This is a genomic window from Chryseobacterium sp. ERMR1:04, assembly GCF_001297705.1.
Taxonomy (GTDB): Bacteria; Bacteroidota; Bacteroidia; order Flavobacteriales; family Weeksellaceae; genus Chryseobacterium.
In genome coordinates this window covers 891,035-915,779 of sequence record NZ_LIRF01000008.1, presented here as the reverse complement: position 1 = coordinate 915,779, position 24,745 = coordinate 891,035, and the positions used below count along the sequence as shown (strand labels likewise).

Below are 24,745 nucleotides of genomic sequence, written 5' to 3'. Positions count from 1 at the left end.
TCGTTGCAAAACGAGGAACAAGTTTCGACGACTCCATTAAAAAAATAAAATACAGGAGTCAATCGGGGCTAGGGTATTTGTCTGGTTATCATTTTTTCATCGCAAAATCAATCCTCAGTTTGTCATCCCGTAGGGATCCAAGCATAGTATTAGAAAATTGTATGGAAAGATTCGCGTCTAGATCCCTACGGGATGACAAACTAGATGAAAATAATTTGAAGAAAAAATAAACAACACTCAAATAAAACTAAAGGTGCTTCACTTAACAAGACATTCAATTTGTATTTCGAAATTAATTCAAACGCCTTTGTTTATCTTAAATACAATAAAAATTCGGAAAAAACCTTTGTATAACTTTGCGTTTAAAGAATAATATTTTTCATTCAAAGCTCGTTAATTATAAATATTCTAAATAAAAATTAAAAACTTATCTTTGCGGAACTTAAAAAAATTATGAAAAAGAAACATCATAAAAAGAAGCCAAACGTATTTAAAAAATGGACAGGAAAACTGCATTTGTGGTTTGGTTTAGGTATTGGATTTTTGATTTTCATTATTTCCATTACCGGCGCACTGTATGTTTTTAAAGATGAAATTGAAAACATTACCCGAAAAGATGTCATCTATCATAATACACAAAATATTGACCAGAAGCAGATTCTTCCCATCCGAGTGTTAGAAAAATCTGTGGACGCTCAGGTGAAAGAGAAATACCCTATTCACTGGGTAAATATTCCTATCGACAAAAAAATGTCTTACCAATTCTATTGGTACGAGCATAATACACATGCCTGGAATTACTTTGATGAATTCCCTATTTATAAAGTAGCATACGTAAATCCTTACGACGGAAAAGTTTTAAGAACCTACGACGAGAAAAACGGATTCTTCCAAATTGTAAAAATGATTCACTGGAGTTATTTGTTGAAACAAGATTGGGGAACATATGTTGTGGGAATTCCTGTTATTATCTTTATCATCATGTTGATATCAGGAATTATTTTATGGTGGCCTAAAAACAAAGCAGCGAGAAAGCAACGTTTTTCATTCAAATGGAAAAATATCAAAAGTTGGAAAAGAAAGAATTACGACCTTCATAATATCTTAGGATTTTATGCCTCTATCTTTGCTTTGATTTTCTCTATCACAGGATTATTCTATGCTTTCTTTATTGTTCAGGCAGCCATCTATGTGATCTTCTCAGGAGGCGAAACAAAATATCCGGATTTCTCTCATATCAAAACCAAAGCTCCGATAGAGCTAAGAACAGAAGGTACTTTAGATAAGATCAGCAATACCGTTAAAGCAAAATATCCAGACTCTTTCGGTTTCGCTATAGATTTAGGACACGAACACATGGATGATCATGAGCACCCGAATTTTGAGGTTTATGTAAAACATTTATCTTATTCTTATCATAAAAGCAGCAGTCTTATTTTTGATGAAAACTCAGGAGAACTTCTTCATACCCACGACATGAAAGACAAAAATTTCGGAGAAAAAGCAGTAGGAGCCAATTATGACATTCACGTAGGATCTATTTTAGGACTGCCCACAAAGATCATTGCATTTGTAGTAAGTTTGATATGTGCCTCATTACCAGTTACTGGCTTCCTTGTTTGGTGGGGAAGGCGAAAAAAGAAAACGGCAAAAGTAGTGTAAAAAAAAATAGCAAGAAATGTGTAGTTAATCATCCATTAATACAATCTTTTTTATATTTTTAACCTTTTAGAATTTATAAGAATAGAAATGTCATTAATAGATTTATCAAAACACGTTGCCCTAGGAATTGATATTGGTGGTACAAATACCAAATTTGGTGTTGTAAACCACAGAGGTGAAGTTCTTGAAAAAGGCAATCTAAGCACTGATGCATACGCTACAGTTGAAGAATTCATAGATGCTTTGTATGAAAAAGTGCATCCGCTGATGGATAAATACGGAAAAGAGAAAAACTTTGACGGAATTGGCGTGGGTGCTCCCAACGGAAATTACTATACCGGTACCATAGAACAGGCTCCCAATTTACCCTGGAAAGGAGTAATCCCTTTTGGTGAATTAATGACGGCTAAGTTTGGCTTGCCCACTACAATAACCAATGATGCTAATGCAGCAGCTTTTGGTGAAATGCTTTTCGGAGCAGCACGTGGAATGAAAGATTTTATCATGATCACATTAGGAACAGGGGTAGGAAGCGGAATTGTATCCAGCGGAAAACTGATCTACGGACATGATGGTTTCGCAGGAGAATTGGGGCATACCATTGTAAAACCAGGCGGAAGAAAACACTGGAGCACAGGATCTGAAGGAAGCTTAGAAGCCTATGCGTCTGCAACAGGAATTGCAATCACTGCAAAAAAGATGAGAGCCGAATTCCCAGAATCGATGTTGAGCCAATATCCTGAAGAATCTATCAACTCCAAAACAGTACACGAATGTGCGTTGAAAGGTGATGCAATTTCTATTGAAGTTTTCAGATATACAGGTCAGAAATTAGGAGAAGCATTAGCCAACTTTGTGATGTTTTCTTCACCGGAAGCGATTCTTTTATTTGGAGGCGTAATTAAAGCCGGAGATTTCATCCTGAAACCCGCTAAACTTCATATGGAAAGAAACCTTCTTCCGATATTCAGAAATAAAGTAAAATTGGTTTTCAGTGAACTAGACGAAGCAGACGCTGCTATTTTAGGAGCAAGTGCTTTGGTTTGGGAAAAATAATTGAAAACATTTAAAATATAATTGAGCATCCTTTTTGAGGATGCTTTTTTTTTAATCTCCTACGGATTTACGCAGATGTTTGCGTTATAATTTATTTTACATGTAAAATCCTTGACAAGGATCATTGTGTTTATTTGTGAAAAAATTAGTGTTATTGGTGTTTAAAAATCTCCCACAGATCTCCCAGATTTGCACAGATGTTTGCGTTATATTTTTCTTGTGATTATTTGTGAAATCTATGAGTGTAATTTGTGTTTAAACCACCCTTTTCAACAGAAAATGAAAAACTTTTTCTTATTTTTGATTGGTCTTTCTCAACATATTCAATACTTAAAAAGAGAAAATATTTAAATACAATAATCAACCTAAAATGGATAACAATAATTTAGAGCAAATTACTTTCGGAGGCGGATGTTTCTGGTGTGTAGAAAGCTGTTTCAATATATTAAAAGGCGTTGAATCTGCAATTTCAGGATATTCGGGAGGTCATAAAGATCATCCAACCTATGAAGAGGTTTGCACAGGAGAAACAGGTCATGCAGAAGTAGTACAGATCACGTATGATCCTAAAATCATTTCTTACGAGCAATTAATGGATGTCTTCTTTTTCCTTCACGATCCTACGCAATTAAACAGACAAGGAAACGATATCGGAACACAGTACCGTTCAGTAATCTATTATAAAGACGATGCTGAAAAAGCAAAAGCTGAAGAAGCTATTAAAGCATCACAAGAATCAGGAAGATGGTCTGGAACTTATGTTACAGAATTAACACCTTTCGAGAAATTCTGGCCGGCAGAACAGTATCATCAAGGATATTATAATGTGAACCCTACTCAACCCTATTGCAGTGCGGTTGTAGGACCAAAAATTCAGAAATTTAAAAAACATTTCGGGGAATTGGGAATGTTGAATGCAGAGTAATCTTATATCTGTTTGTTGAGATTCCTCCAGAAATCATAGATTCGGCGAAGTTAATGACAAACAAAATGTATAAGTATTCATTAAAAAATAAAAAGCGAAGAGATTGATTCTCTTCGCTTTTGTTTACAAATTATGTTAATATGAAGACTGTTAGTATCCTGGGTTTTGGGTAAAATCTTTCGATGCATCAATTGTCGCCTGAGGAATCGGGAAAATTCTTCTGTAAGGTTGAGAAGCCGGTTTTGCTGTTCCCGCCAGATCAAACTTCTTAAATCTGATCAACGCTTTTCTTCTGTACATTTCCCAATACAATTCAAATCCAGATTCTTTCAATAACGTATTTGCATCCAGAGAAGCAAGCGCAATGCCAGGAGCATTTCCTTTTAAAGCATCATTCGTTCTACTCGTTCTCAATCTATTGACATCTGCTAAAGCAGCCCCAACATTTCCTTTTCTAAAATATGCTTCTGCTCTCATCATATAGATTGTTCCAAGTCTATACAATGGCACATCCATCCCGCTTGTTCCGTTGTTTCCGTAACCCGGATCAAATTCAAACTTGAAGTTTCTTACCCCTCTGTTGATCTGAGCCTGTGTAAATACCGCTTCTGAAGGACTATCAAAATTTAATTCAGGAGTAAAATCAGCTGCAAGAGTAGTGTTTTTTTCTGTGAATAATTTATACACTTTAATTCTTCCGTCTGCGGTCATATCAAAGTTTCCGTTGGCAAGAATTTTAGGCCCATATTGTTGACCAACCTGCAATCCTCTGTTGAAATGGAACCAAGGCTTTCCTGTTCCTTCCACTTTACTCGTTGACGGTACACTTACGTCCGTCCCATCATTTTTGAACCAAGTTCCGTCCTCATACTGATATGTTCTTTGGAAACGAGGATCATCATGATTTCCATTCCATGAATAATAGAATTCCGGAGTGATACAATTTGCATTGGTTCCTCTATTGTCAGGCGAAGGCTTCTGAATTCTTTCCATTGACATATACGCCAGGTCATTATCTGAACCTTTGTCTGAATTCGCAATTTTCTTCTGAACAATCGTAAAAATCATTTCCTTACTTGTATCATTATTGATATCAAAATTGTGGAAATAATTAGACTCTAAGTTAAAATTAGGATTGCTAATTAACAAATTAGAATATTCAATCACTTTATCCATATCCGTTCCTACTCCATTCACAGCTTGTTCTAGAAAGTTGAAATCACCTGCCGTTTTATTTTTCAAAACTGCTCTGTTCAGATACATATCCGCCAAAAGCGCATAAGCTGCCTGTTTTGTAAATCTTCCAGCATGTGTATTTTGAGTTTTAATATCTGCTAAGTTTGGAATAAGCCCTTCAACCTCAGTAATTAAAGCATCAATTGTAGTTTCTGCTTTTCTGATCTGAATCGGTGCATTAATATTATCCGGATCTCTGTAAGGCGCCTGCCCAAATAAATCAATTGTTGTGTAGGTATAAAAAGCCAATAACCCTTTCGCTTCAGCTAAAAACAGTGTTTTATTGGCTCCTGTACTTTTGCTGGCACTTGATATTGCTGTTAAGGATTTTGTAATTCCGAAATTCAGTTGATTCCAAGTTGTTTTTACAACATCACTGTTAGCGTTCCAAGAAAACTCGTGCATTGCTCTCCATTTTCCTCCGTCTCCCCAGTCACTTCCTCTTGTTGGTAAAATTGCTTCATCTGTAGAATATTCCTGCAAAGCAAAAACACTTCCGTGATCTACAAAAGTTCCTTCACCAAGCTGACTGTAGGCAGCAGCCAAAGCAGCTTCAGAATCTGCAATCTCAGATCCCAAAACCTCATCGGTCACTTGTTCATCCAGATTTGTACATCCAACTAAAGCCAGTACACTAATGGATAAAACAATTTTATTAATATTTAAAAATTTAGATTTCATGATTTCCTTTAACTTAAATTAAAATTTAACAGTTGCTCCCAAAATAAAAGTTTTCGCAGACGGATACGTCGTATAATCAATCCCTAAAGACTGGTTTCCTTCAACCTGTTTGTTCGTATCAACAAGTGGATCGTAACCTGTATAATTCGTAATTGTAAATAAATTCTGTGCACTTACATACAAATTGATGCTTTTCAAAAATTTCAACTGAGTCATGTCGAAAGTATATCCTAGCCTTACATTATTCAGACGAATAAAGTCCGATTTTTCAAGATATAATGAAGATAATTGCGGCTGGTTGGTAAAGCTCGCTCCCGAATCATAGAAGTTTTTCAACACGTTTCTGTCTGAAGCTAAGTTGTTGATATTTAAATCTAACGCGGTATTATTAACCAAATAACCTCCTGTCTGTCCGATGAAAGAGAATGAAAAATCAAACTTCTTGTATTTCATGTAAGAATTGATCCCGAACGTAAAGTTTGGAATAGCTCCTTCGAAAATTTTTCTGTCATTTTGGTCAATTTTTCCGTCTCCGTTCAGATCTTCATACATGTATTTTCCATTGGCATCAACTCCCAAATAATTGTACATATAAAAAGATCCTGCTTCATACCCATTTTTGTAAATATTAGCTGTAACTCCTGAAAGCCCAGGCCCTGAAACTTCTCCAGTATAAATTGCAGAAACAGGAAGATCTTTCACCACGTTATTTACTGTTGCCCCGTTTACGTCAAAATTCCATGTGAAATTTTCATTTTTAATAATTTCTGAACCTAAAGACAATTCAAAACCCTTATTTACAATCTTTGCATCTACGTTTCTCCAAACTGTACTTGTAGGACTTAAAGGAGTTGAAGGAATATTTAAGATCGGATCTTTTGTTGTCTTGTGATAATATTCCAATGATCCGTATAATTTGTTTTTAAATAAACTAAAGTCCATACCAATATTGGTTTGCTCCACAACCTCCCATTTCAGATCAGGATTTACAGTTCTGTTGATAGAAACTCCATTGATCAAATCTAAATTAGGATATAAATAATACCCCGCAGCCTGCGTCAATGAAGAACTTGCCTTCGTAATCTTATTGATAACCTCCTGATTTCCTGTCTGCCCCCAGCTTCCTCTTAATTTTAATTCATTAACAAACTGAGAATCTTTCAGGAAATTTTCATTTGAAATCGTCCAACCTACAGCAACTGAAGGGAAATATCCATATTTATTATTATCTCCAAATCGTGTAGATCCGTCTGCTCTTAATGAAGCCGTTAATAAATATTTTTTATCAAAATTGTAATTTACTCTTCCGAAATACGACTGCAGTTCGTTCTCCTGAGCGTATCCAGCTCCCGGAACAAATGCTGTTCCAGAATATCCAGGATTAAGTTCCGGAGCAACTCCCGCTCCCTGAGCTGCAATATCTTTTACTCCAAAATAAGTTCCTGTAGATTTGAATTTTTGATACGAGAACCCTCCCAATAAGCTGAAATTGTGTTTATTTAAGCTAAGGTCATACGTTAAATAATGTTCCAAAAGCACATTATAAGAATCTAGGTTTGCTTGAACATACGATCCTTTTGGGGTTCTGTCGGTAACATTCGGATACATTGTTGTATTCCTTTCCGACATTGTTTTATCGATCCCTAAATTGAATTTATAATTTAATCCCGGTAAAATTCTCAACGTAGCTTCCGTATTCCCCAACACTCTGAATGTATTGGTTTTGTCACTGTAAACACTTAACAAATACAACGGGTTGTAGTGAGCATTCATATTGAAATTGGTATAATTTCCATTTTCATCATATACAGAACGGGTAGGATTCGCCATTAAAGCGTGAATAATTACCTGACCATCAGATCCTGCATTTCCACCATTCGGAATTCCTGTTTCTTTGATGTCACTTGCTGTAAGATTTACTTTAATCTTTAATCTTTTGCTATCAAAGAAAGATTCTTCGGCGTTCAAACGGGCAGTTGTTCTTTTGAAGCTACTGTTCAGCACGATACCATCTTGGTCCATATGAGAAATTGACGCAAAATAATTCCCAGTTTCCGTAGCTTTTGAGAACGATACCGAATGATTCGATGAAACTGCATTTCTGTAAATTTCATCCTGCCAGTCAGTATTTCCGCCATGGTCATATAATTTATTGATGCCTGCTGCTCTGTATTCATCAGCAGTCATTAAATCTAATTTTTTAATCACAGAAGAAAAACCTAAATACGTATCATACGTAAACATCGGCTCTCCCTTCTTTCCTCTTTTGGTCGTTACCAAAACAACACCATTTGATCCTCTTGCTCCATAAATAGCCGCTGCAGAGGCATCTTTTAAAACAGTGATTGATTCAATATCTGATGTATTCAAGAAATTTAACGGGTTTTTCGCCTGAGCATTTCCCAAACCAACGTTCGGACTTTGTGCACTTACCGCATCATTACTCAAAGGAACCCCATCCACAACGAATAAAGGTGTACTACCACTTCTGATAGAGCCAATCCCTCTGATGGAAACATTCACTCCTGCGCCAGGCTCTCCACTCGACTGAACGATACGAACACCGGCGATTTTTCCCTGCATCAAATTATCAACTGAAATATTCATTCCTTCTTTGAAATTTTCTGCTTTCAATTGACTTACCGCTCCTGTTAAATCAGATTTTTTCTGGGAACCATACCCTACCAAAGTAACCTCTTCAATAGAAGTTGCTCCTTTTTTAGATTGTAGCTTAATCGAAACTGAAGAAGAGGTGATTTTCACTTTTTGAACTTCATATCCATCATAAGAAATAGATAACGTTTGCCCTACAGAAGCGGAAATAGAAAAATTTCCCAGAGCATCTGTAGTTGCTGTAGCCCCTGTTTCTACAACAGAGATCTTTGCGCCTTCAATAGCCGATCCTTCCTGATCCTGCACGAGGCCGGAAATAGTTTCGTTCACCTGCGAAAAAGCAGGATAACTTGTTGTAAATCCTTCTGCATTGGCGTGATTGGACACCAAAAATATCAATGCGATCGGAATTAGCTTTTTAAATTTAAAAAAAATAATTTTGTGGTACATATCATTAAGTAAAGTAAATTGTAATAAACGTTGCTTTGCTTAGTAAAAAAGCCGCTGTTATTCCCGTAACAGTGGTTTTTTTTAACTTGATCTTCGTTTCATTTTCGGCATACAAAGTAAAATGATCTTCCACGAAATCACTTTAACATAATATTATCTTAAAATCAACAAAACATAAATATCTCAAAAAGAGAAAATAAAAACACACTCATTATCAACAACTTAAAAAGTTGTGTTTTTTCTCATTCACACAATCTTAAAGAACACTTAACATAATATGTAAATCGTCAGAAACGAAGAGTCATTAATTTCGCCATTACAAAAATTGACGAAATGAAAAATCCCGTTTTTATAGTCTTATACCTCTCTTCTTTAAACCTATTTTGGGCGCAGTCCAAAAACCTTAATGATTTAAAAATTAATGAAATTCAGGTAATTGGCTCTCATAATAGTTATAAAAAAGCTATTCTTCCTGAGGTTTATAGCTATTTATCGAAGAAAGATTCTATGAATTTTCTGCCTAGAATTCAATATGAACACATCCCTATACCTCAACAATTAGATTTAGGCCTTCGAAATCTTGAAATTGATGTCTACGCAGACAGTAAAGGAGGAAAATATGCTCATCCAAAGATTTTAGATCTTGTTAAAACAACACAGCCTTTCGATCCTGAAGGAAAAATGAAAAAGCCGGGTTACAAAATGATTCACATTACAGATATTGATTATCAGACTTGGTATTACACGCTGGAAGATTGCCTGAAAGATTTGAAAAAGTGGTCAGACGCCCACCCTGACCATGATCCTGTATTCATTACATTGGAACCCAAAGACGGAGAACCCAATACATTTGGGACAGAACCTGAACACTATACTTCTCAGCTATTTGATGATTTAGATAATGAGTTGAAAAAATATTTAGGTAAAAATAAAATCATTACTCCTGATGAAATCAGAGGTTCTTATAACACATTGAATGAAGCGGTTCTTAAAAAGAATTGGCCAAAAGTAAAAGATGCGAAAGGTAAATTTTTTTTTGTACTGGATAATAACAGTGAAAACAGAGATCTTTATATGAAAGATCATCCATCATTAAAAGGAAGAATGGTCTTTACCAACTCTACCCCTGGAACACCAGAATCTGCGGTTTTATTTAGGAATGACCCAAGTCCTGAGATTAATGCTCTCGTAAAACAAGGCTATATCATTCGTACCAGGGCCGATGCCGATACCATGGAAGCCAGAAAAGAAGATTATTCAAGATTTGAAAAAGCTAAAGAAAGCGGTGCTCAGGTTATCACTACAGATTATTATCTTCCGAGTAAACTTTTTAAATCAAACTATACAATCAGCTTTGATAACAATACGTATGAAAGGAAAAATCCTGTGATAGGAAAATAATTAAAATCATAGTAAAGGAGAGACTGTCTAACTTTTGGGCAGTCTTTTTAATTTGGTTGCTTTGTCTGATCTTTTAACGCAAAGGTGAATCAACACATTGATTGGATTAAGTTTACGTTAAAGCTTCAAGTAGTAAAATTATTTATCCTTAAAAAAACTTTAAATAAGAAATTTAAGAACATTTACCTTGTTAATTGTTTTATTTTCAATAAATTACCCTTGTCAAGGTTTAAAACCTTGACAAGGGTAAACATCTGCGTAATCTCTAAAATCTGCGAGAATTAAAAAACTACAATCTTTTTATCTCCTGCTTTTTCAAGTCAATTTCAAAATGATCTGCCGGATCTCCGTTTGAGAGCAAAGAAAGAATTTTAAAAACCGATTTTAATTGTTTGACAAAAGGATCTTGAGAAGTATTAGCTTCATACAGCTTTTCCAATTGCTGATATTGCTGTAGCCTTTCTCTTGGAATATCTTTTTTCGCCAACTCATCCGCTGATTGAAATTTATACAGATCAAGTAACAAATCTTCAAAACTCCATTTCTTGAATCCTTTTGATTGAATTCCTTTTTGTGTTACTTCAGATCCTGAATTTTGTCCCATCACAAGCAAGTCTTCTCCATTTAAAGATTTTGCTTTCTCTATAAATTCTTTAGGCCAATCATTCGGAATCATCCTTAAGCGAACCAATTCTTTTAAATGAAATAGCATGAAATCATGATAAGATTTTGTTTTCAAAATGTCTTTATTCCAAAGTGTAGTGTTTTTATTTTGACTTAATGCTTGATATTCCTTTTCATATAAAGGAAAAAGATCATCAAAATGAGGAACATCATTCAAAACTTCTGTCTGTACCTCCATTTTGTCAGAAGAATGGATAGTGAGAATTTTATAGCTCGGCAAATAGGCCGCCAATGAAGGAACCTGAACATTGACTAACATTTTACCATCAATCTTTCTTATTCCTGTATCATTGATATGCATATGTCCAGCAAAATGAATTTGTAAACCTGCATCTGCAAATACTTTGGCTACTTCTTCTTCTGGTACACGCTCCAGTTGCCATTTTTTTTCACCCAACAAATTTTTGATCTCGTTGGTAGCTCCATCATTGAAATCAATCATTGGGTAATGCGTAAATGCGATCAGGGTTTTACCATTCAATTTCGCTTCATCTGCAATTTTTCTCACCCACTTAATCAAATGTTGTTTATTCGTCAAGACATTATTATACCCAATGCTTGCTCCATAGTAGTTAGAAGGATTATTAGAATTTCCGTTGAGGTTTTTAGGGATATAAGTATTTCCATCAATGGCCAACATCCAAATTCCTTTTACGGGCTCAACAACATAACTTAAATCCGGTACAGAAAATCCTTTGGTAACGTCATACATTCTTTGGGTGTATACGGCTTGTTGAATAGCTTTTGGATAGGAATAATTTATATATGAATCTTGATCTTGACTAAAAGGAGTGCTCCAAAACAGATCTTTTTCTTTCGGATAAAAACCGAAGTCTTTTAATTCATCCAAAATATCCAAATACCCTGATTCTGCAATATCTTTTGTGATGATCTTAGGTGTTGTTTTACCCAAGTTCTCTTTGCTGTAAATCCCTAATGAGCTTCCATTCTCCCCTAAAAAATCATCTTTTCCTGCGTCCTGTCGAAACGGACCAACAGGATCATGGTTTCCTGTGATCAGGTAAAAATCTATTCCATATTTTTGGTGATACTGATCTAAAATTTTACGGAGCCCACGCAAGTTATAGGCTTGTCCATCATCTGAAAAATCTCCGGGCATGGCAACTATTTTAATCCCTTTTGCAGCAATATCATCTAATGCTTTTAGAAAGGCAAAATAATTTTCATTAAAAACCCTTGTGGAATGTAGTTGAGAATCCATTGTTCTCAAAATGGTTGGCTTTCCTGTTTTCGGGTTGATAATTCCTTTAAAATCATTATCCGAAAAGCTTCCATACAAATCCTGAAAATGCACATCTGAAAGAAATGCAATTTGCACAGGTTTCTCCTGAGCCGAAAATAAAGTAAAAGCAAAAAGTAAAAGTGAGAATATTCCTTTGTTCATCTTAAAATAAGACGAAAGTAAGCGATTCTCATGTGAATTGTTTTAATTGAATTTTAAATAATTGTGAATGAAATTTATTCTTGCACCTCTATTGAATCTTGTGGCTTTCCTGCATATTTAAATATAATAAGCGGTGTTGATCTTCTTAATTCTCTTCCGGTTTCCGGATCTACCCCATCATCCGTAAAAAATTCTACTCCGCTGTTGTATTTTGAATACCATGTTTTTCCCAAAGCATTCATTTCAGTCAAAGTATCTTTTCTCATGATCTTTTTAAAGTGTAAAAATTTGTGCGCGTTCATCGCAACGATATCAATCCCAGGATTAATATAACTGCTGTCTGTTGCCATATATCTTTCCCCGTCCCAATACATATACTTTTTCTCAATAGCCGGATTTCCACTTGACATAAAACCCATAGGAGATATCTTTTTATTATTAGAAAAAACAACATTCCCTGTTACAAGACACAACAATAAACCGATTTCCATAATGCCTAGTCCATTTTTCTTCATCAAGTCTGGCATTTTGAAGTGCTGTTCATTCGTTATGTTGATAATAATTTTTGAAAGCTTTTCTGTTAAAGACTCCTCATCTTCATCCACACTTATTTTGACTGTGGTTTTGTTCGCTTCTTCGTCTTTCTTAATAAAAGTTCTGGAAAAGTCTGCGAAATCTTTGAAACCAACATATTCACTTAATTTATCGAGCCTATCTGGTTGAATATTAATATCTCCGTCTCCTAGTATGTAGGCGTCATAATATCTTGCAAAACTCTTATCATTTATTGGAAAACCTAGATCCTCTTTAAAATAGAGCCATAAATAAGAGGCTAAGCCATTTTTAGTATCTCGTTGAGATTCATCTTTTGCACGCTTAAATACTTCCTGAATTAGTAGTTTTTTCTTGGACATAATTAGTTTTTATAGGCTATTACAAAATAGGTGATTTTTCATCATGTCGCATTACGGGTTTCCGTAACAAAACTCCTGTCCATTTCTTGTCTATCGATGTCTATGTTTTGTCTAACACCCGCCTCCTCCATTGTCGCATCTTTGCTTCAGAAATCAGTGACAAACAAAACATTACAAAAACAAATGTACAAAACTGATTTCTAAATCACCAGATAAAACGGAAGAAAACTCCGGGTTGGGAAGCAGATGTTTCTCTTCCGTTTTTGAAGGTTCACTTCCCAAAAAATTTTAGAAGCGCTTCAATTTTTTTTAACCGTGTCAAACTATCTGCGATCTGTTTCGCAGGGAAGAACACGAATGCTTTAACAATAAATTTTTTGAAACTATGTTACAATTTATATTAATGCTATTAGGTTTAGCATTCTCACATAACAACGCTAATGCAACAACGTGTAATAACAATCAAGATCCAATAACAATACAAAGTGGAGGACCGAGTAATCCAGGTGGTGGAGTTGATCCGGGAGATACAGGAGGAGATACAATACAAGTCCCTCCTAAAAAATAAAAAGAGAAAGGCATTTCTACTTTTCATATTTTTGTAATAAACTTTAAATTAAAAAATATGATCAATTTTATCATAATGCTACTAGGTTTAGTATTTGGAAATAATAATGCAAATACAACAACATCCAATAACAATCAAAATATGTTGATTAACCAAACTGGAGGACAAAGCAATCCGGAGGTAGGTATTGACCCCGGAGATACTGGAGGAGATACTGGGCAAACACCTCCCAGAAAATAATTAGTAGTATTAATTAATAAGCGAAAGAAATTCTTTCGCTTATTTTATTTAAATTAGATTAAAACTAACAATCTTGAAATCATACATTTTATTTTTTATCATATTTACCTTAACATATTGTTCAGACAAACAAAAGAATAGTAATGAGCCTAATCCTTATTATGATAGAGCTTTTGAATTTTTAGAGAAAAAAAATGAAGATAGCGCATATGTCTATTTTGATAAAGCTAAAGATATTTTTGAGGAACATAAAAATAGAGTAATGGAGGGCAAGTGCCTAATTAATATCGCAATAATATCAACTAATAAAGGGGATTATTATAGCGGGCAATTAATTTCTACTCAAGCAATTAAATATTTTAATGAAAATGATAAAGATCAATTCTCTTATATATATTCAAACTACAACAATCTTGGAATATCAAGTGATAATTTGAAAGACTATAAAAATGCGATTAGATTTCATAATCTGGCTTTAAAATTTGCAAATGATGAACCTAATAAGATAATTGCATTAAATAATCTTGGAAATGTGTACAAGGAAAACAAAGAGTATCGCCAAGCAATTAAAATCTATAAGACAATACTAACTAATTCTAAAAGTAATAATAAAACATATCCAACTGCATTAACAAATCTCGCTGTATCTAAATGGCTTGCGAATCCAAATTACAATCCAGAGCCAGATCTTTTAAAAGCTTTAAAAATAAGAGAAATCGAGAATGACTTATGGGGCCAAAATTCCAGTCATTCTCATCTTGCCGATTATTTTACAAATAAAAATTCTGAAAAAGCATTATTTCATGCATCCAAAATGTATGAAGTTTCAAAAAAAATAAAAAGTCCTGATGATCAACTAGAAGCATTAAAAAAAATTATTGAATTAGATTCAAAAAGCTACAAAATCTCTTTTCAGAGATATTCTAAATTAGAAGATAGCCTTCAAACTGTAAGAAATAATTCTAAAAATCAATTTGCACTTATAAGATTTGATTCTGAAAAATTAAAAACTGAAAACGCAGAAAAAGAAGTAGGGCTTATCCAGCGAAATATTGGATTAGCAGCTTTATCCTTACTATTAATCGGCGGCTTCTTTCTATATAAAAGAAGAAAGAAAAGACTCCAGCAAGAAAACGAATTAAAAATAAAAAACAACCAACTTAAACTCTCCAAAAAAGTTCACGACGTTGTTGCCAATGGCATCTATCAGGTAATGGCTAAAATTGAAAATCAGGAGAATATTGATAAAAATGAAATGCTGGATGAACTGGAATTTGTTTATGAAAAATCCAGAGATATTTCTTACGAAAAAATAGATTCAAAAGAGGAGGAGGAAGATTTCAGTAAAAAAATATCAGAGCTTATTGCTTCCTTTAAAAATGAATCAATTAACACTTATGTAGCCGGAAATGACAAAACAATTTGGAAAGATTTAAAAATATCAACCCAAGAGGAAGTTTACCAAATCGTTAGAGAACTGTTGGTCAATATGAAAAAACACAGTCAGGCAGACAGAGTAGTATTCAAATTTGAAAGAATAAATAATTTCATCACCATTTCCTACACAGACAATGGTATAGGCATCTCTGGAGAATTAATTTATAAGAATGGCCTCACGAGTACGGTTTCCCGTATTGAAAATGTCCACGGAGAAATTATTTTTGATACCGAAATCGAAAAAGGATTGAAGATTACTATTTCATTTCCTATTTAAAAAAAGAAAACAATGTTTAAAAAAATTTTAATATCCGAAGACCACGAAAGTATCAGTATTTCTATACAAAAAACATTAGAAGAATTGAATGTTCCCAATGTTGACTATGTTTCCTATTGTGATGACGCCTTGGCTAAAGTTCAAAAATCTATCCGCGAAAAAGATACCTATGATTTATTAATCACAGATCTTTATTACGAAGAAGATCATCATAAGCAAAATATAAAAAACGGAATAGAACTGGTACAGCAATTACGAGCTATTCAGCCTTCGCTAAAAGTGATTGTTTTTTCCGCAGAACACAGATCTGGAGTAATCCATTCTCTTTTTACAGAATCTAAAATCAACGGCTATGTACGCAAAGCAAGAAATGATTCAAAAGATTTAAAAAAGGCCATTGCTTCTGTCTACGTTAATGAGAACTACCTATCCTTGGATCTTAAACAGGAAGTAAAAAAGCTCAACAATTATGAGTTTTCTACTTATGACATTACGTTAGTATCCCTCCTATCACAAGGCGTTTTGCAAAAAAACATTCCTGTCTATCTTCAAAACAACAACATCAGACCCAATAGTTTAAGCAGTGTAGAGAAAAGATTAAACAGCTTAAAAGAAGCATTGGAGGTCACCAGCAATGAACAATTGGTTGCTTTTTGTAAAGATCTGGGGATTATTTAACGAGATTTCTAAAACATATTCTATTAAACCTTTCAATTTTTTTGGAAGGTTTTTTCGTTTTACGGATTCCCGTAAGGATTGATTTTTATATAGTTCTATTTTTGGAATATCAAATAAAACGAATCATGGAATATAAAGTAATCCCATTTGTAGCAACAGCAAATCATCAAAATATGAACTCAAGTAACATTGCTCAACAATTAGAAGACTTAATAGCAGCTCAAACCAACCAAGGCTGGAATTATGTAAGATTAGAAAGTGTTTCTACTTATGTTCAACCCATAACAGGGTGTTTTGGAACTGAAACTCAAAAAGGCTACATGACTTCATATCAAATGATTGTATTCTCAAAAGAAGAAAATGAAAAATCTACTTATTCTTCTCATTAAAATATACTGGTTTTGTATTCCTGCCCAAAAGAGGAAAAAATGTATCTTCAGAATAAGCTGTTCAAAACATGTTTATGAAAAAACAATACATCAAGGCTTTATTGCAGGATTAAAAGCATTCAAATATAGGTTCCAAAATTGCAGATCTGGAGCTCATATTATTGAAAACCCAATTACAAAAAAACTTCAAATTATTTTACCTGGAAATCAAATCCTTGAAGAAGAAGAAATTTCAAAAAGGTTTTTAAACTAAAAAAATATTAATCATGGGAAAATTTATTATCACTAAAAGAAAAGACAACGAATATCAATTCAACTTAAAAGCAGGAAACGGCGAGATTATTTTAACCAGTGAAGGCTATGTTCAAAAAGCATCTTGCCTTAAAGGAATTGAATCTGTAAGAATCAACTCCATAGATGACGCGAGGTACGACAGAAGAGTTGCCGTAAATGATAAAGATTATTTTGTACTGAAAGCTAGAAACGGTGAAATTATTGGTAAAAGCCAATACTACAGTTCAAAAGCGTCTATGGAGATTGGTATTGTTTCAGTGAAAACCAATGCACCATATGCCGAAATCGTTGATGAAACTATTTAAAAAAAAGCAATGGATTTAAAAATAAAACTTGAACAATTACATCAGAAAGTAGTTGGCTTAAAAGATCATATAGGCACTGAAGAAGCAACAAAAAATGCTTTTGTTATGCCTTTTATACAAATTTTAGGGTATGATATTTTTAATCCTACCGAAGTTATTCCGGAGCACACTTGTGACATTGGAACGAAGAAGGGTGAAAAAGTAGATTATGTAATTAAGCATAATGATAATCCTATTTTCATTATAGAATGTAAACATTGGAAAGAAAGTGCTGATGCCCATAATTCTCAACTTCACAGATATTATCATGTATCAAAAACCAGATTTGGGGTTCTTACGAATGGAATTGTCTATAATTTCTATACTGATCTCGAAAAGCCCAATATTATGGATGAGAAGCCTTTTTTTACCATCAATATTGAAGACTTAAAAGACAGCTCCATTAAAATCTTAGAAAGCTTTACTAAAAAAGATTACAACCTTGAAAGTATTTTAGATTCAGCAGAGGCATTAAAATATATCAAAGCCATCAGGAAAGAATTCGAAAAAGAAATTGAAGCACCGTCTGATGAATTGGTAAAACTTCTGGTAAGCAGATTTTTTGAAAAACCAATGACCGCCAACAGAATGATTTCTTTTAAAGAATATACAAAGAAAGCGTTAACAACTTCGATCAACGAATCTATCAGTTTCAGGCTTAAATCTGCATTAAGTATCAATGAGCAGATTGAAAAACAGGATGAAGGAGTAAAAACTTCTCAATCTATTGATGAAAATATTGATTCTAAAATTGTCACTACAGACGAAGAATTAGAAGGATTTCAAATTGTAAAAGCTATTTTAAGAGAGAGAATACCTTCATCAAGAATTGCCTATCGAGACACATTATCCTATTTCGGAATTTTGCTGGATGATAATAACAGAAAGCCTCTGTGCAGGTTACATTTTAATACGGCTAATAAATATCTGGAAACATTTCATAATGGTAAAGAATCTGGAGAAAAAGTTCTGCTCAATAACCTTGATGAAATATATAATTTCAAAGAAGAGCTCCATAAAACACTAGAAAACTATAACTAATAAAAACCATTTAAAAACTAATAACCATGAAAACACTAATTTTTACAAGCCTTTTAGGTATAAGCTTATTATGGCCTGCCAGCTTTTCAGCGGCAACCAACAGCAGTATTTCTAAAACGGAGTATGCAAATAAAACTCCAAAGAAAAAAACTTCGAAAGCTAAAAGAAACAAAACGAAAAGCTCAAAGTCATACACTCAAAGTAAAGGATGTACTTACAATGGAAATTCTCTAAACGTAGGATCTAGAGGCGGATGTTATTACTATTCGGGAAGTAGTAAAGTATATGTAGACAGATCCTATTGTTCTGGTTGTAACTAATCTTATCACAAAAAAACTAAAAACACTCAACATATATCAACAAAAAAGCGAAGAAATTATTCTTCGCTTTTCTTTATTTTCTGATCATTTCCGTGTGCGGAATATCGTCTTCTAAATATTTTTTTCCGGTATCTATAAAACCAAAATCTCCATAGAATTTTAATAAATAATCCTGTGCAGAAATTCTGATCTCAGAAGTATGATAACGGTTTTCTATGGTTTCAACAGCATATTGTATAAGCTGCTTACCCAAGCTTCTTCCTCGTCCTTTTTGTGTGGTTATAACGCGACCTAATGAAGTTTCTTCAAACTTAATGCCTTTGTCGAAAACTCGGCAATACGCCAAAATTTCACCATCTTCCTCCTCTGCCCAAACATGAATCGCCTGCTGATCATAACCGTCCGCATCCAGATATACACAATTTTGCTCTACTACAAATACTTCGCTGCGAGCCTTAAGAAGATTATACAATTCAGGAACGGTAAATTCCTCAAACGTTTTAATTTTCCAAATAATATTACTCATCGAAATTTACACTGTTATTTTTTAAAAACTCATTGGTTGTTTGTATAAAATCTAGGATCTCATCACATCCTTCTTTCTTTTCAGCAGAAGTCACATATATTTCCGGAAGATCTTCCCATGTCTTATAAAGCTCATTTCGGTAATCTTCTACATTTTTTATTGCGATGTTGGGTTTCAATTTATCCACTTTTGTAAAAACAATTGAAAAAGGCACTCCACTTTCTCCACACCATTCAATAAATTCAAGATCTATTTTCTGAGGGCTGTGTCTTGAATCTATCAAAACAAAAAGATTCACAAGATTCTTTCTGTTCAGAATATAATTATTGATCAGTTTCTCAAAATCCCTTCTCATTACCTTTGAAACCTTAGCATAACCATATCCCGGTAAATCAGTAAGATACCAGTCTTCATTGATTATAAAATGATTAATAAGCTGAGTTTTCCCTGGGGTTCCCGAAGTTTTTGCCAAATCTTTCCTGTTTAGCATTGCATTGATCAAAGATGATTTCCCAACATTTGATCTTCCTATAAAAGCATATTCAGGGATTGTCGCTTCCGGACATTCCTGCCATTTACCACTACTCTTTACGAACTCTGCTGTCTTAATAACCATTTCGAATATTTTTTAGAAAATTAAACCATTAAGAAAAACTCTTAATGGTTTAATATATTTTTTTAAACTTTATCTTTTAACCAGCTGTAGAGAACCTCATTGAACTCGTCTGGTTTTTCCATCATTGCGGCATGCCCACATTTATCAATCCAGAACAAATCTGAATTAGGAATAAACTTGTGCATATCAATCGCAACTTCCGGAGGTGTTACATTATCTTGCTTCCCCCAAATCAAACACGTAGGTGTTACAATTTTAGGAAGATCATTTAACATATTGTGTTTGATGGCACTTCTGGCCAACATTACGGTTTTTATTCCCTTCATTCTATCATTCACCACCCCAAAGACCTCGTCTACAAGATCTTCAGTTGCTACAGCAGGATCATAAAAAACCTCTTCTGTTTTCTTCCTTATATATGACTTATCATTTTTTCTCGGAAAACTATCTCCAAATGTTCTTTCATATAATCCGGAACTTCCGGTTAAAACCAAATTGCTTACCAAATCTGGTCTTGCTAAAGTAAGTATAAGCCCAATGTGACCTCCCATTGAATTTCCAACAATGGTTACCGGCCCCTCGATGTGGCTCTCTATAAACTTTATAATATATTTTGCTAATGTGGTAAGATTAGTATTGAGTACTGGCAAATCGTAGATCGGCAACTGAGGTACATAGACCTTAAATCCTCTATCGGAAAAAAAATTCACCATCTTATCGAAATTACTCAAACCACCCATTAAACCGTGCAACAGCACTAATGGATGTCCTTCTCCCGCCTCTACAAAGGTATATTTCTTTTCTTTTTTTGTACTAAATATCATAAAATGCCTTAATAAAGCCTTGCAAAAATACAAATTAAACCTCAAAAATATTTTGATATGCCTAATTTAAAGTAAAAATAATATAATAACACGCTTTTTATTCTTTTTTTTCAAAATCTCTTTCCTATGGGCCGAATAACATAATATACAACGGTAATACTATCAACAACTTATATAGCAAATCTTCAATCTTTAATAAAACTTATTAACATTATGTCAAAAAGTGGGAAAAAGTGGGCGATTTTGGAAATTATTATATAAATTTGTCCCAAATGAAAAGTTTCATTGGAACATATGAGTGCAAAATTGACGACAAAGGCCGTTTAAAAGTTCCTTCATCTCTTATAAAGCAGATGGAAGACTTTGAAGACAAGGCATTTGTAGTTAAAAGATCCGTGTTCCAATCTTGTTTAGAAGTCTATCCTATGAATGCATGGGATAAATTGATGGGCAAAATTAATAAACTAAACAGATTCATTAAAAAGAATGCTGATTTCATTAGAATGTTTACGGCAGGAGTAAAAACTGTAGAATTGGATAATGCCGGTAGATTACAGATTTCAAAAGACCTGATGCATTTCGCAAATCTTCAGAAAGATATTGTGATAACAAGCGCAGGTGAATTGTTTGAGATCTGGGATAAAGACGCTTACGAAAAAGTGATCGCTACCAACGAAGAAGATTTTGCCAGCCTTGCCGAAGACGTGATGGGCTCTTTAGATGAAGAATAACCGCTAAATAATAGAAGCGAAAAAAACACAACTTAAACATGTATCATAACCCCGTTTTGTTAAAGCAAAGTGTTGATGATTTGGTAACGAATCCAGACGGAACATACGTGGACTGCACTTTTGGTGGCGGAGGCCATTCAAAAGAAATATTGAGTAGACTTTCTGATAAAGGAAGATTATTCGGTTTTGACCAGGACTTAGACGCACTTAAAAATACGATTGATGATCCAAGATTTACGTTGATCAATCAGAATTTCCGATTTTTAGAAAACTCCTTACTGATGTATGGAGCTTCTCAGGTTGATGGAGTTCTTGCAGACCTTGGAGTATCTTCTCATCAGTTTGATGAGGCCGAAAGAGGATTCTCCACAAGAAGCAACGCTCCTTTGGATATGAGAATGAATGTAATGCAAGGCCTTGATGCCAAAAGAGTAATCAATGATTACGAGGAAGAACAGCTGGCTAATATTTTTTATTACTATGGAGAATTAAGAGAATCTAGGAAATTAGCTAGAGACATCGTTCACCACAGAAAAATTAAAAGCATCAATACGACGGAAGATTTGAAAAAGCTTTTCAGTTTTCTTCCGCCGCATAAAATTAATAAGTTTTATGCACAGCTTTTCCAGGCGATTAGAATTGAGGTAAACCAGGAATTGGAAGTTTTAAAAGAAATGCTTGTTCAGGCATACAATGTTTTAAAACCGGAAGGAAGATTGGTCGTGATTTCTTATCACTCCTTAGAAGATCGTTTGGTAAAAAGATTCTTGAAAAACGGAATGTTCGAAGGGGAACCTACAAGAGACATCTACGGAAATTATAAAAAAGTATTTGAACTGGTGAAGACTAAAGCAATTATTCCTGATGACAAGGAAATTGAAGAAAACTCAAGAGCCAGAAGTGCTAAAATGAGAACAGGAATTAAAATATAAATAATGAGTAATGGGTAATAAGCAATTTTTAAATATTACACATTACTAATTACCAATTACTAATAAATAAAGTGGCAAAAAGAACAACAACATCCCGCCCTCAGAAGAAACTCACTTTTATAGATATTATAAAAGGGAATTTCCTGAATCGTGATGAGATAAAAATACATTACAAGTATTTTTTACTGTTGTTTATCTTAATGATGGCCATGATTTACAGCAATCATCTCGTCAATAAGAAAATTAAAATTGTAAACGCCCTAAAAGAAGAAACAGAAGAATATAAATCTCGAAACGCTTACGCACAAAGTAAGCTGATTAAAGTAAAAATGGAATCTCAATTGGGAAAAGAAGTCGCCCGGGATTCTTTGATGACACTGGAAAACCATCCTCATAAATTGCTAATAAAATTGGATAGTACAGATGCAAAAGCAAAATGAATACGATAACAAACGTAAAAGAACCTTAAGGTGGGGCTACCTCTTCGCAGTGGTGGCTTTGTGCGTATTTGTAATGTTCATTGCAAGGATCATCATTCTTCAAAATACCAATGTTCAGGAGATCAAAGACGATTATATCAATAAAAATTACCGCGAAGCTACCCTAAAAGCAGCTCGTGGAAATTTATTTGCTTCTGATGGTTCCATTTTGGCAACTACCGTGATGCGTTATGATATCTATTTAGACTTCAAAACGATGAAAGATACCATCTATCACAACAACATCGGAGCTTTATCAGATTCTTTAAGCAAAATGTTCAACAAGCCGAAAACTGAATTCAGACAAAAGTTTGACGAACAAAAGAAAAAGAAGAATCAATATTACACTTTAGTTAAAGGACTTGATTTTGACGAATACGACAGAATCAGACACTTCCCAATTTTTGTAAAAGGGAAAAATAAAGGAGGTTTTATTGTCGATAGAAATTATAAAAGAGAATTAGCGACCTCAGAAATCGGCGCCGGAACAATCGGAATCGATAATGGCGAATTAAAAGCCGGTCTGGAAGGTGCTTTCTCAAAATATCTGACAGGAACAGACGGAAAAAGATTGGAACAGAGAATTAATTCTTCTCAATGGAAACCTATCGACTTCTGGAAAGTTCAGGAACCTATTGATGGAGAAGATGTTTACACCACATTAGATCTTAGAATTCAAGATATTGCCCATTCAGCATTAGAAAAACAGATGATCTCTTTCGAAGCAAAACACGGAACGGTGATTGTAATGGAAGTTGGAACCGGAAAAGTTCGTGCTATGGTTAATTTAAGAAGAAACGAAGAAGGTAATTATGAAGATTCTTATAACTATGCGATAAAGGATAATATCGAACCGGGTTCTACATTCAAAACCATTTCTTTATTGGCAGCAATGGATGATGGTTTTATTGATGAAAATACAACCGTAGATGTAGGAAATGGAGTTTGGACCTATGCAAAACAAAGGATTTCAGACGGTCATGGTGGTGGAGTTTATGACATCAGTGATGTATTGGCGAAATCCAGTAACGTAGGAACTTCAAAACTGATCACAAAGTATTATGCCAACAAACCACAGATTTTCCTTGATCATCTGAGACGTTGGAAATTGTTTGATAAAATGGACATCGAACTTCCGGGAATCACAAAACCGAAGATCTTAACACCTGAAAACAAAAGATGGAATGCGGCTACATTAGCCTCTATCTCTTATGGATATTCATCTAACATTAATTTATTACAATTAACAACTTTCTACAACGCAGTTGCTAATGGTGGTAAAATGTTAAAACCATTATTCATAGACAAAATCATGAAGGACGGAAAGGTAATGTATAGCGCAAAACCTGAAGTAATGGTTAATAAAATAGCATCGGAAAAGGCAATTAAAATGATGACCAGCGCATTAACGAAGGCGGTAGAAAAAGGAACAGGACGAAGTATTTTTACTCCCAACCTAAAAATGGCAGGGAAAACAGGAACCGCAAGGTTTGAATATTGGCTTCCTGGTCCAATGAAATACCGAGCTTCATTCGCAGGTTTCTATCCGGCTGATAATCCGAAATACACATGTTATGTGATGATCAGTGAGCCCAATACGGCTAAAAGTTTTTACGGAGGAGCCGTTTCTGCACCAGTGTTTAAAGAGATTGCAGGAAAAACATTCTTAAAGACGCCTCAAAATGTTGAAAAAGAAATGCTTGTCGACAGAAAGGTAAACCTTAACAAAATGGTGGAACCTAATGTGAAAATAGCAGTAAACAATAAGCAAATGCCAAGCGTGGTAGGATTAATTGGTAAAAATATTATCCCACAATTGGAAAACTTAGGATACCGTGTAGATTATAAAGGAGTTGGTAGAATCAAAGAACAATTCCCTATAGAAGGCACAACAATTAGTAAAAATCAGAGAATTTATTTGTCTCTGCAGAATTAAGGAAAGAGTCTCAAAGAGACGATTTAAATAAGAATAGGATGATAATCCTATTTAAAAATTAAATGATAAAGAACCCGAAGGGTTCA

24 protein-coding genes are annotated in these 24,745 nt (G+C 34.2%); 17 read left to right on the top strand and 7 right to left on the bottom strand.

Features of this window, described 5'->3' with window-relative positions; translation table 11 throughout:
• Nucleotides 1-453: 453 nt before the first annotated feature.
• The 3 genes from AMQ68_RS21425 (at nt 454) to msrA (ending at nt 3,643) form a co-directional block, all read left to right on the top strand.
• Nucleotides 454-1,662: a PepSY domain-containing protein gene (locus AMQ68_RS21425; RefSeq protein WP_054512614.1), complete on the top strand. Its 1,209-nt coding sequence runs from the start codon at nt 454-456 to the stop codon at nt 1,660-1,662.
• A gap of 87 nt (nt 1,663-1,749) precedes the next feature.
• Nucleotides 1,750-2,718 carry an ROK family protein gene (locus tag AMQ68_RS21420; protein WP_054512613.1) on the top strand — a complete coding sequence of 323 codons (969 nt, stop codon included), beginning with the start codon at nt 1,750-1,752 and terminating at the stop codon, nt 2,716-2,718.
• Between the two features lie 370 nt (nt 2,719-3,088).
• Nucleotides 3,089-3,643 carry a peptide-methionine (S)-S-oxide reductase MsrA gene (gene msrA / locus AMQ68_RS21415; protein WP_054512612.1) on the top strand — a complete coding sequence of 185 codons (555 nt, stop codon included), beginning with the start codon at nt 3,089-3,091 and terminating at the stop codon, nt 3,641-3,643.
• Nucleotides 3,644-3,793: 150 nt separating this feature from the next.
• On the opposite strand, the gene AMQ68_RS21410 is transcribed toward msrA, so the two are convergent.
• Entirely contained in the window at nt 3,794-5,560 is a 1,767-nt protein-coding gene (locus AMQ68_RS21410; protein ID WP_054512611.1) for a RagB/SusD family nutrient uptake outer membrane protein, read from the bottom strand.
• 18 nt (nt 5,561-5,578) lie between these two features.
• Nucleotides 5,579-8,623: a TonB-dependent receptor gene (locus AMQ68_RS21405; RefSeq protein ID WP_054512610.1), complete on the bottom strand. Its 3,045-nt coding sequence runs from the start codon at nt 8,621-8,623 to the stop codon at nt 5,579-5,581.
• Nucleotides 8,624-8,956: 333 nt separating this feature from the next.
• On the opposite strand from AMQ68_RS21405, the gene AMQ68_RS21400 reads away from it, so the two are divergent.
• Nucleotides 8,957-10,024 (top strand): phosphatidylinositol-specific phospholipase C1-like protein, encoded by a 1,068-nt coding sequence (locus AMQ68_RS21400; RefSeq protein WP_054512609.1) that lies wholly within the window; start codon nt 8,957-8,959, stop codon nt 10,022-10,024.
• A 289-nt stretch (nt 10,025-10,313) separates the two neighbouring features.
• Here AMQ68_RS21400 and AMQ68_RS21395 read toward each other — a convergent pair whose 3' ends face one another.
• Both AMQ68_RS21395 and AMQ68_RS21390 read right to left on the bottom strand, forming a co-directional pair.
• The gene (locus AMQ68_RS21395) at nt 10,314-12,113 is read right to left on the bottom strand and encodes a metallophosphoesterase (RefSeq protein WP_054512608.1); all 1,800 of its coding nucleotides are present in this window, start codon (nt 12,111-12,113) and stop codon (nt 10,314-10,316) included.
• Nucleotides 12,114-12,187: 74 nt separating this feature from the next.
• Complete coding sequence (locus AMQ68_RS21390) at nt 12,188-13,027, bottom strand: hypothetical protein (protein ID WP_054512607.1); 840 nt, start codon at nt 13,025-13,027, stop codon at nt 12,188-12,190.
• Between the two features lie 385 nt (nt 13,028-13,412).
• Here AMQ68_RS21390 and AMQ68_RS21385 point away from each other — a divergent pair, with 385 nt between their 5' ends.
• The 9 genes from AMQ68_RS21385 (at nt 13,413) to AMQ68_RS21345 (ending at nt 18,615) form a co-directional block, all read left to right on the top strand.
• Nucleotides 13,413-13,595: a hypothetical protein gene (locus AMQ68_RS21385; protein ID WP_054512606.1), complete on the top strand. Its 183-nt coding sequence runs from the start codon at nt 13,413-13,415 to the stop codon at nt 13,593-13,595.
• A 57-nt stretch (nt 13,596-13,652) separates the two neighbouring features.
• The gene (locus tag AMQ68_RS21380) at nt 13,653-13,835 is read left to right on the top strand and encodes a hypothetical protein (protein WP_054512605.1); all 183 of its coding nucleotides are present in this window, start codon (nt 13,653-13,655) and stop codon (nt 13,833-13,835) included.
• Between the two features lie 73 nt (nt 13,836-13,908).
• Nucleotides 13,909-15,549 carry an ATP-binding protein gene (locus tag AMQ68_RS21375; RefSeq protein ID WP_054512604.1) on the top strand — a complete coding sequence of 547 codons (1,641 nt, stop codon included), beginning with the start codon at nt 13,909-13,911 and terminating at the stop codon, nt 15,547-15,549.
• A 12-nt stretch (nt 15,550-15,561) separates the two neighbouring features.
• Nucleotides 15,562-16,227, top strand: coding sequence for a response regulator (locus tag AMQ68_RS21370; RefSeq protein WP_054512603.1), 666 nt, complete (start codon nt 15,562-15,564; stop codon nt 16,225-16,227).
• A 125-nt stretch (nt 16,228-16,352) separates the two neighbouring features.
• Nucleotides 16,353-16,616, top strand: coding sequence for a hypothetical protein (locus tag AMQ68_RS21365; protein ID WP_054512602.1), 264 nt, complete (start codon nt 16,353-16,355; stop codon nt 16,614-16,616).
• Nucleotides 16,588-16,869, top strand: coding sequence for a membrane protein insertion efficiency factor YidD (gene yidD, locus AMQ68_RS21360; RefSeq protein WP_054512601.1), 282 nt, complete (start codon nt 16,588-16,590; stop codon nt 16,867-16,869). The genes AMQ68_RS21365 and yidD overlap by 29 nt, the downstream gene beginning before the upstream one ends.
• A gap of 13 nt (nt 16,870-16,882) precedes the next feature.
• Nucleotides 16,883-17,215 carry a YegP family protein gene (locus AMQ68_RS21355; RefSeq protein WP_054512600.1) on the top strand — a complete coding sequence of 111 codons (333 nt, stop codon included), beginning with the start codon at nt 16,883-16,885 and terminating at the stop codon, nt 17,213-17,215.
• A gap of 9 nt (nt 17,216-17,224) precedes the next feature.
• On the top strand, nt 17,225-18,295 hold the full coding sequence (locus tag AMQ68_RS21350; protein WP_054512599.1) for a type I restriction endonuclease: 1,071 nt from the start codon (nt 17,225-17,227) through the stop codon (nt 18,293-18,295).
• Between the two features lie 26 nt (nt 18,296-18,321).
• Entirely contained in the window at nt 18,322-18,615 is a 294-nt protein-coding gene (locus AMQ68_RS21345; RefSeq protein WP_054512598.1) for a hypothetical protein, read from the top strand.
• 73 nt (nt 18,616-18,688) lie between these two features.
• Here the strand turns inward: AMQ68_RS21345 and AMQ68_RS21340 are convergent, their stop codons facing one another.
• The 3 genes from AMQ68_RS21340 to AMQ68_RS21330 all read right to left on the bottom strand — a co-directional run bounded on the left by AMQ68_RS21340 (nt 18,689) and on the right by AMQ68_RS21330 (nt 20,581).
• On the bottom strand, nt 18,689-19,141 hold the full coding sequence (locus AMQ68_RS21340; protein ID WP_054512597.1) for a GNAT family N-acetyltransferase: 453 nt from the start codon (nt 19,139-19,141) through the stop codon (nt 18,689-18,691).
• Nucleotides 19,134-19,757, bottom strand: a complete 624-nt coding sequence (yihA, locus tag AMQ68_RS21335) for a ribosome biogenesis GTP-binding protein YihA/YsxC (RefSeq protein WP_054512596.1) — start codon at nt 19,755-19,757, stop codon at nt 19,134-19,136. The genes AMQ68_RS21340 and yihA overlap by 8 nt, the downstream gene beginning before the upstream one ends.
• 62 nt (nt 19,758-19,819) lie before the next feature.
• Nucleotides 19,820-20,581, bottom strand: a complete 762-nt coding sequence (locus AMQ68_RS21330; protein WP_054512595.1) for an alpha/beta fold hydrolase — start codon at nt 20,579-20,581, stop codon at nt 19,820-19,822.
• A 272-nt stretch (nt 20,582-20,853) separates the two neighbouring features.
• Here AMQ68_RS21330 and mraZ point away from each other — a divergent pair, with 272 nt between their 5' ends.
• The 4 genes from mraZ to AMQ68_RS21310 all read left to right on the top strand — a co-directional run bounded on the left by mraZ (nt 20,854) and on the right by AMQ68_RS21310 (nt 24,659).
• Nucleotides 20,854-21,312 carry a division/cell wall cluster transcriptional repressor MraZ gene (gene mraZ / locus AMQ68_RS21325; RefSeq protein ID WP_054512594.1) on the top strand — a complete coding sequence of 153 codons (459 nt, stop codon included), beginning with the start codon at nt 20,854-20,856 and terminating at the stop codon, nt 21,310-21,312.
• A gap of 38 nt (nt 21,313-21,350) precedes the next feature.
• Nucleotides 21,351-22,244, top strand: coding sequence for a 16S rRNA (cytosine(1402)-N(4))-methyltransferase RsmH (gene rsmH, locus AMQ68_RS21320; protein ID WP_054512593.1), 894 nt, complete (start codon nt 21,351-21,353; stop codon nt 22,242-22,244).
• Nucleotides 22,245-22,315: 71 nt separating this feature from the next.
• Entirely contained in the window at nt 22,316-22,684 is a 369-nt protein-coding gene (locus AMQ68_RS21315; RefSeq protein ID WP_054512592.1) for an FtsL-like putative cell division protein, read from the top strand.
• Nucleotides 22,668-24,659 (top strand): penicillin-binding transpeptidase domain-containing protein, encoded by a 1,992-nt coding sequence (locus AMQ68_RS21310; protein ID WP_054512591.1) that lies wholly within the window; start codon nt 22,668-22,670, stop codon nt 24,657-24,659. Before AMQ68_RS21315 ends, AMQ68_RS21310 begins: the two co-directional genes overlap by 17 nt.
• Nucleotides 24,660-24,745 lie beyond the last annotated feature (86 nt).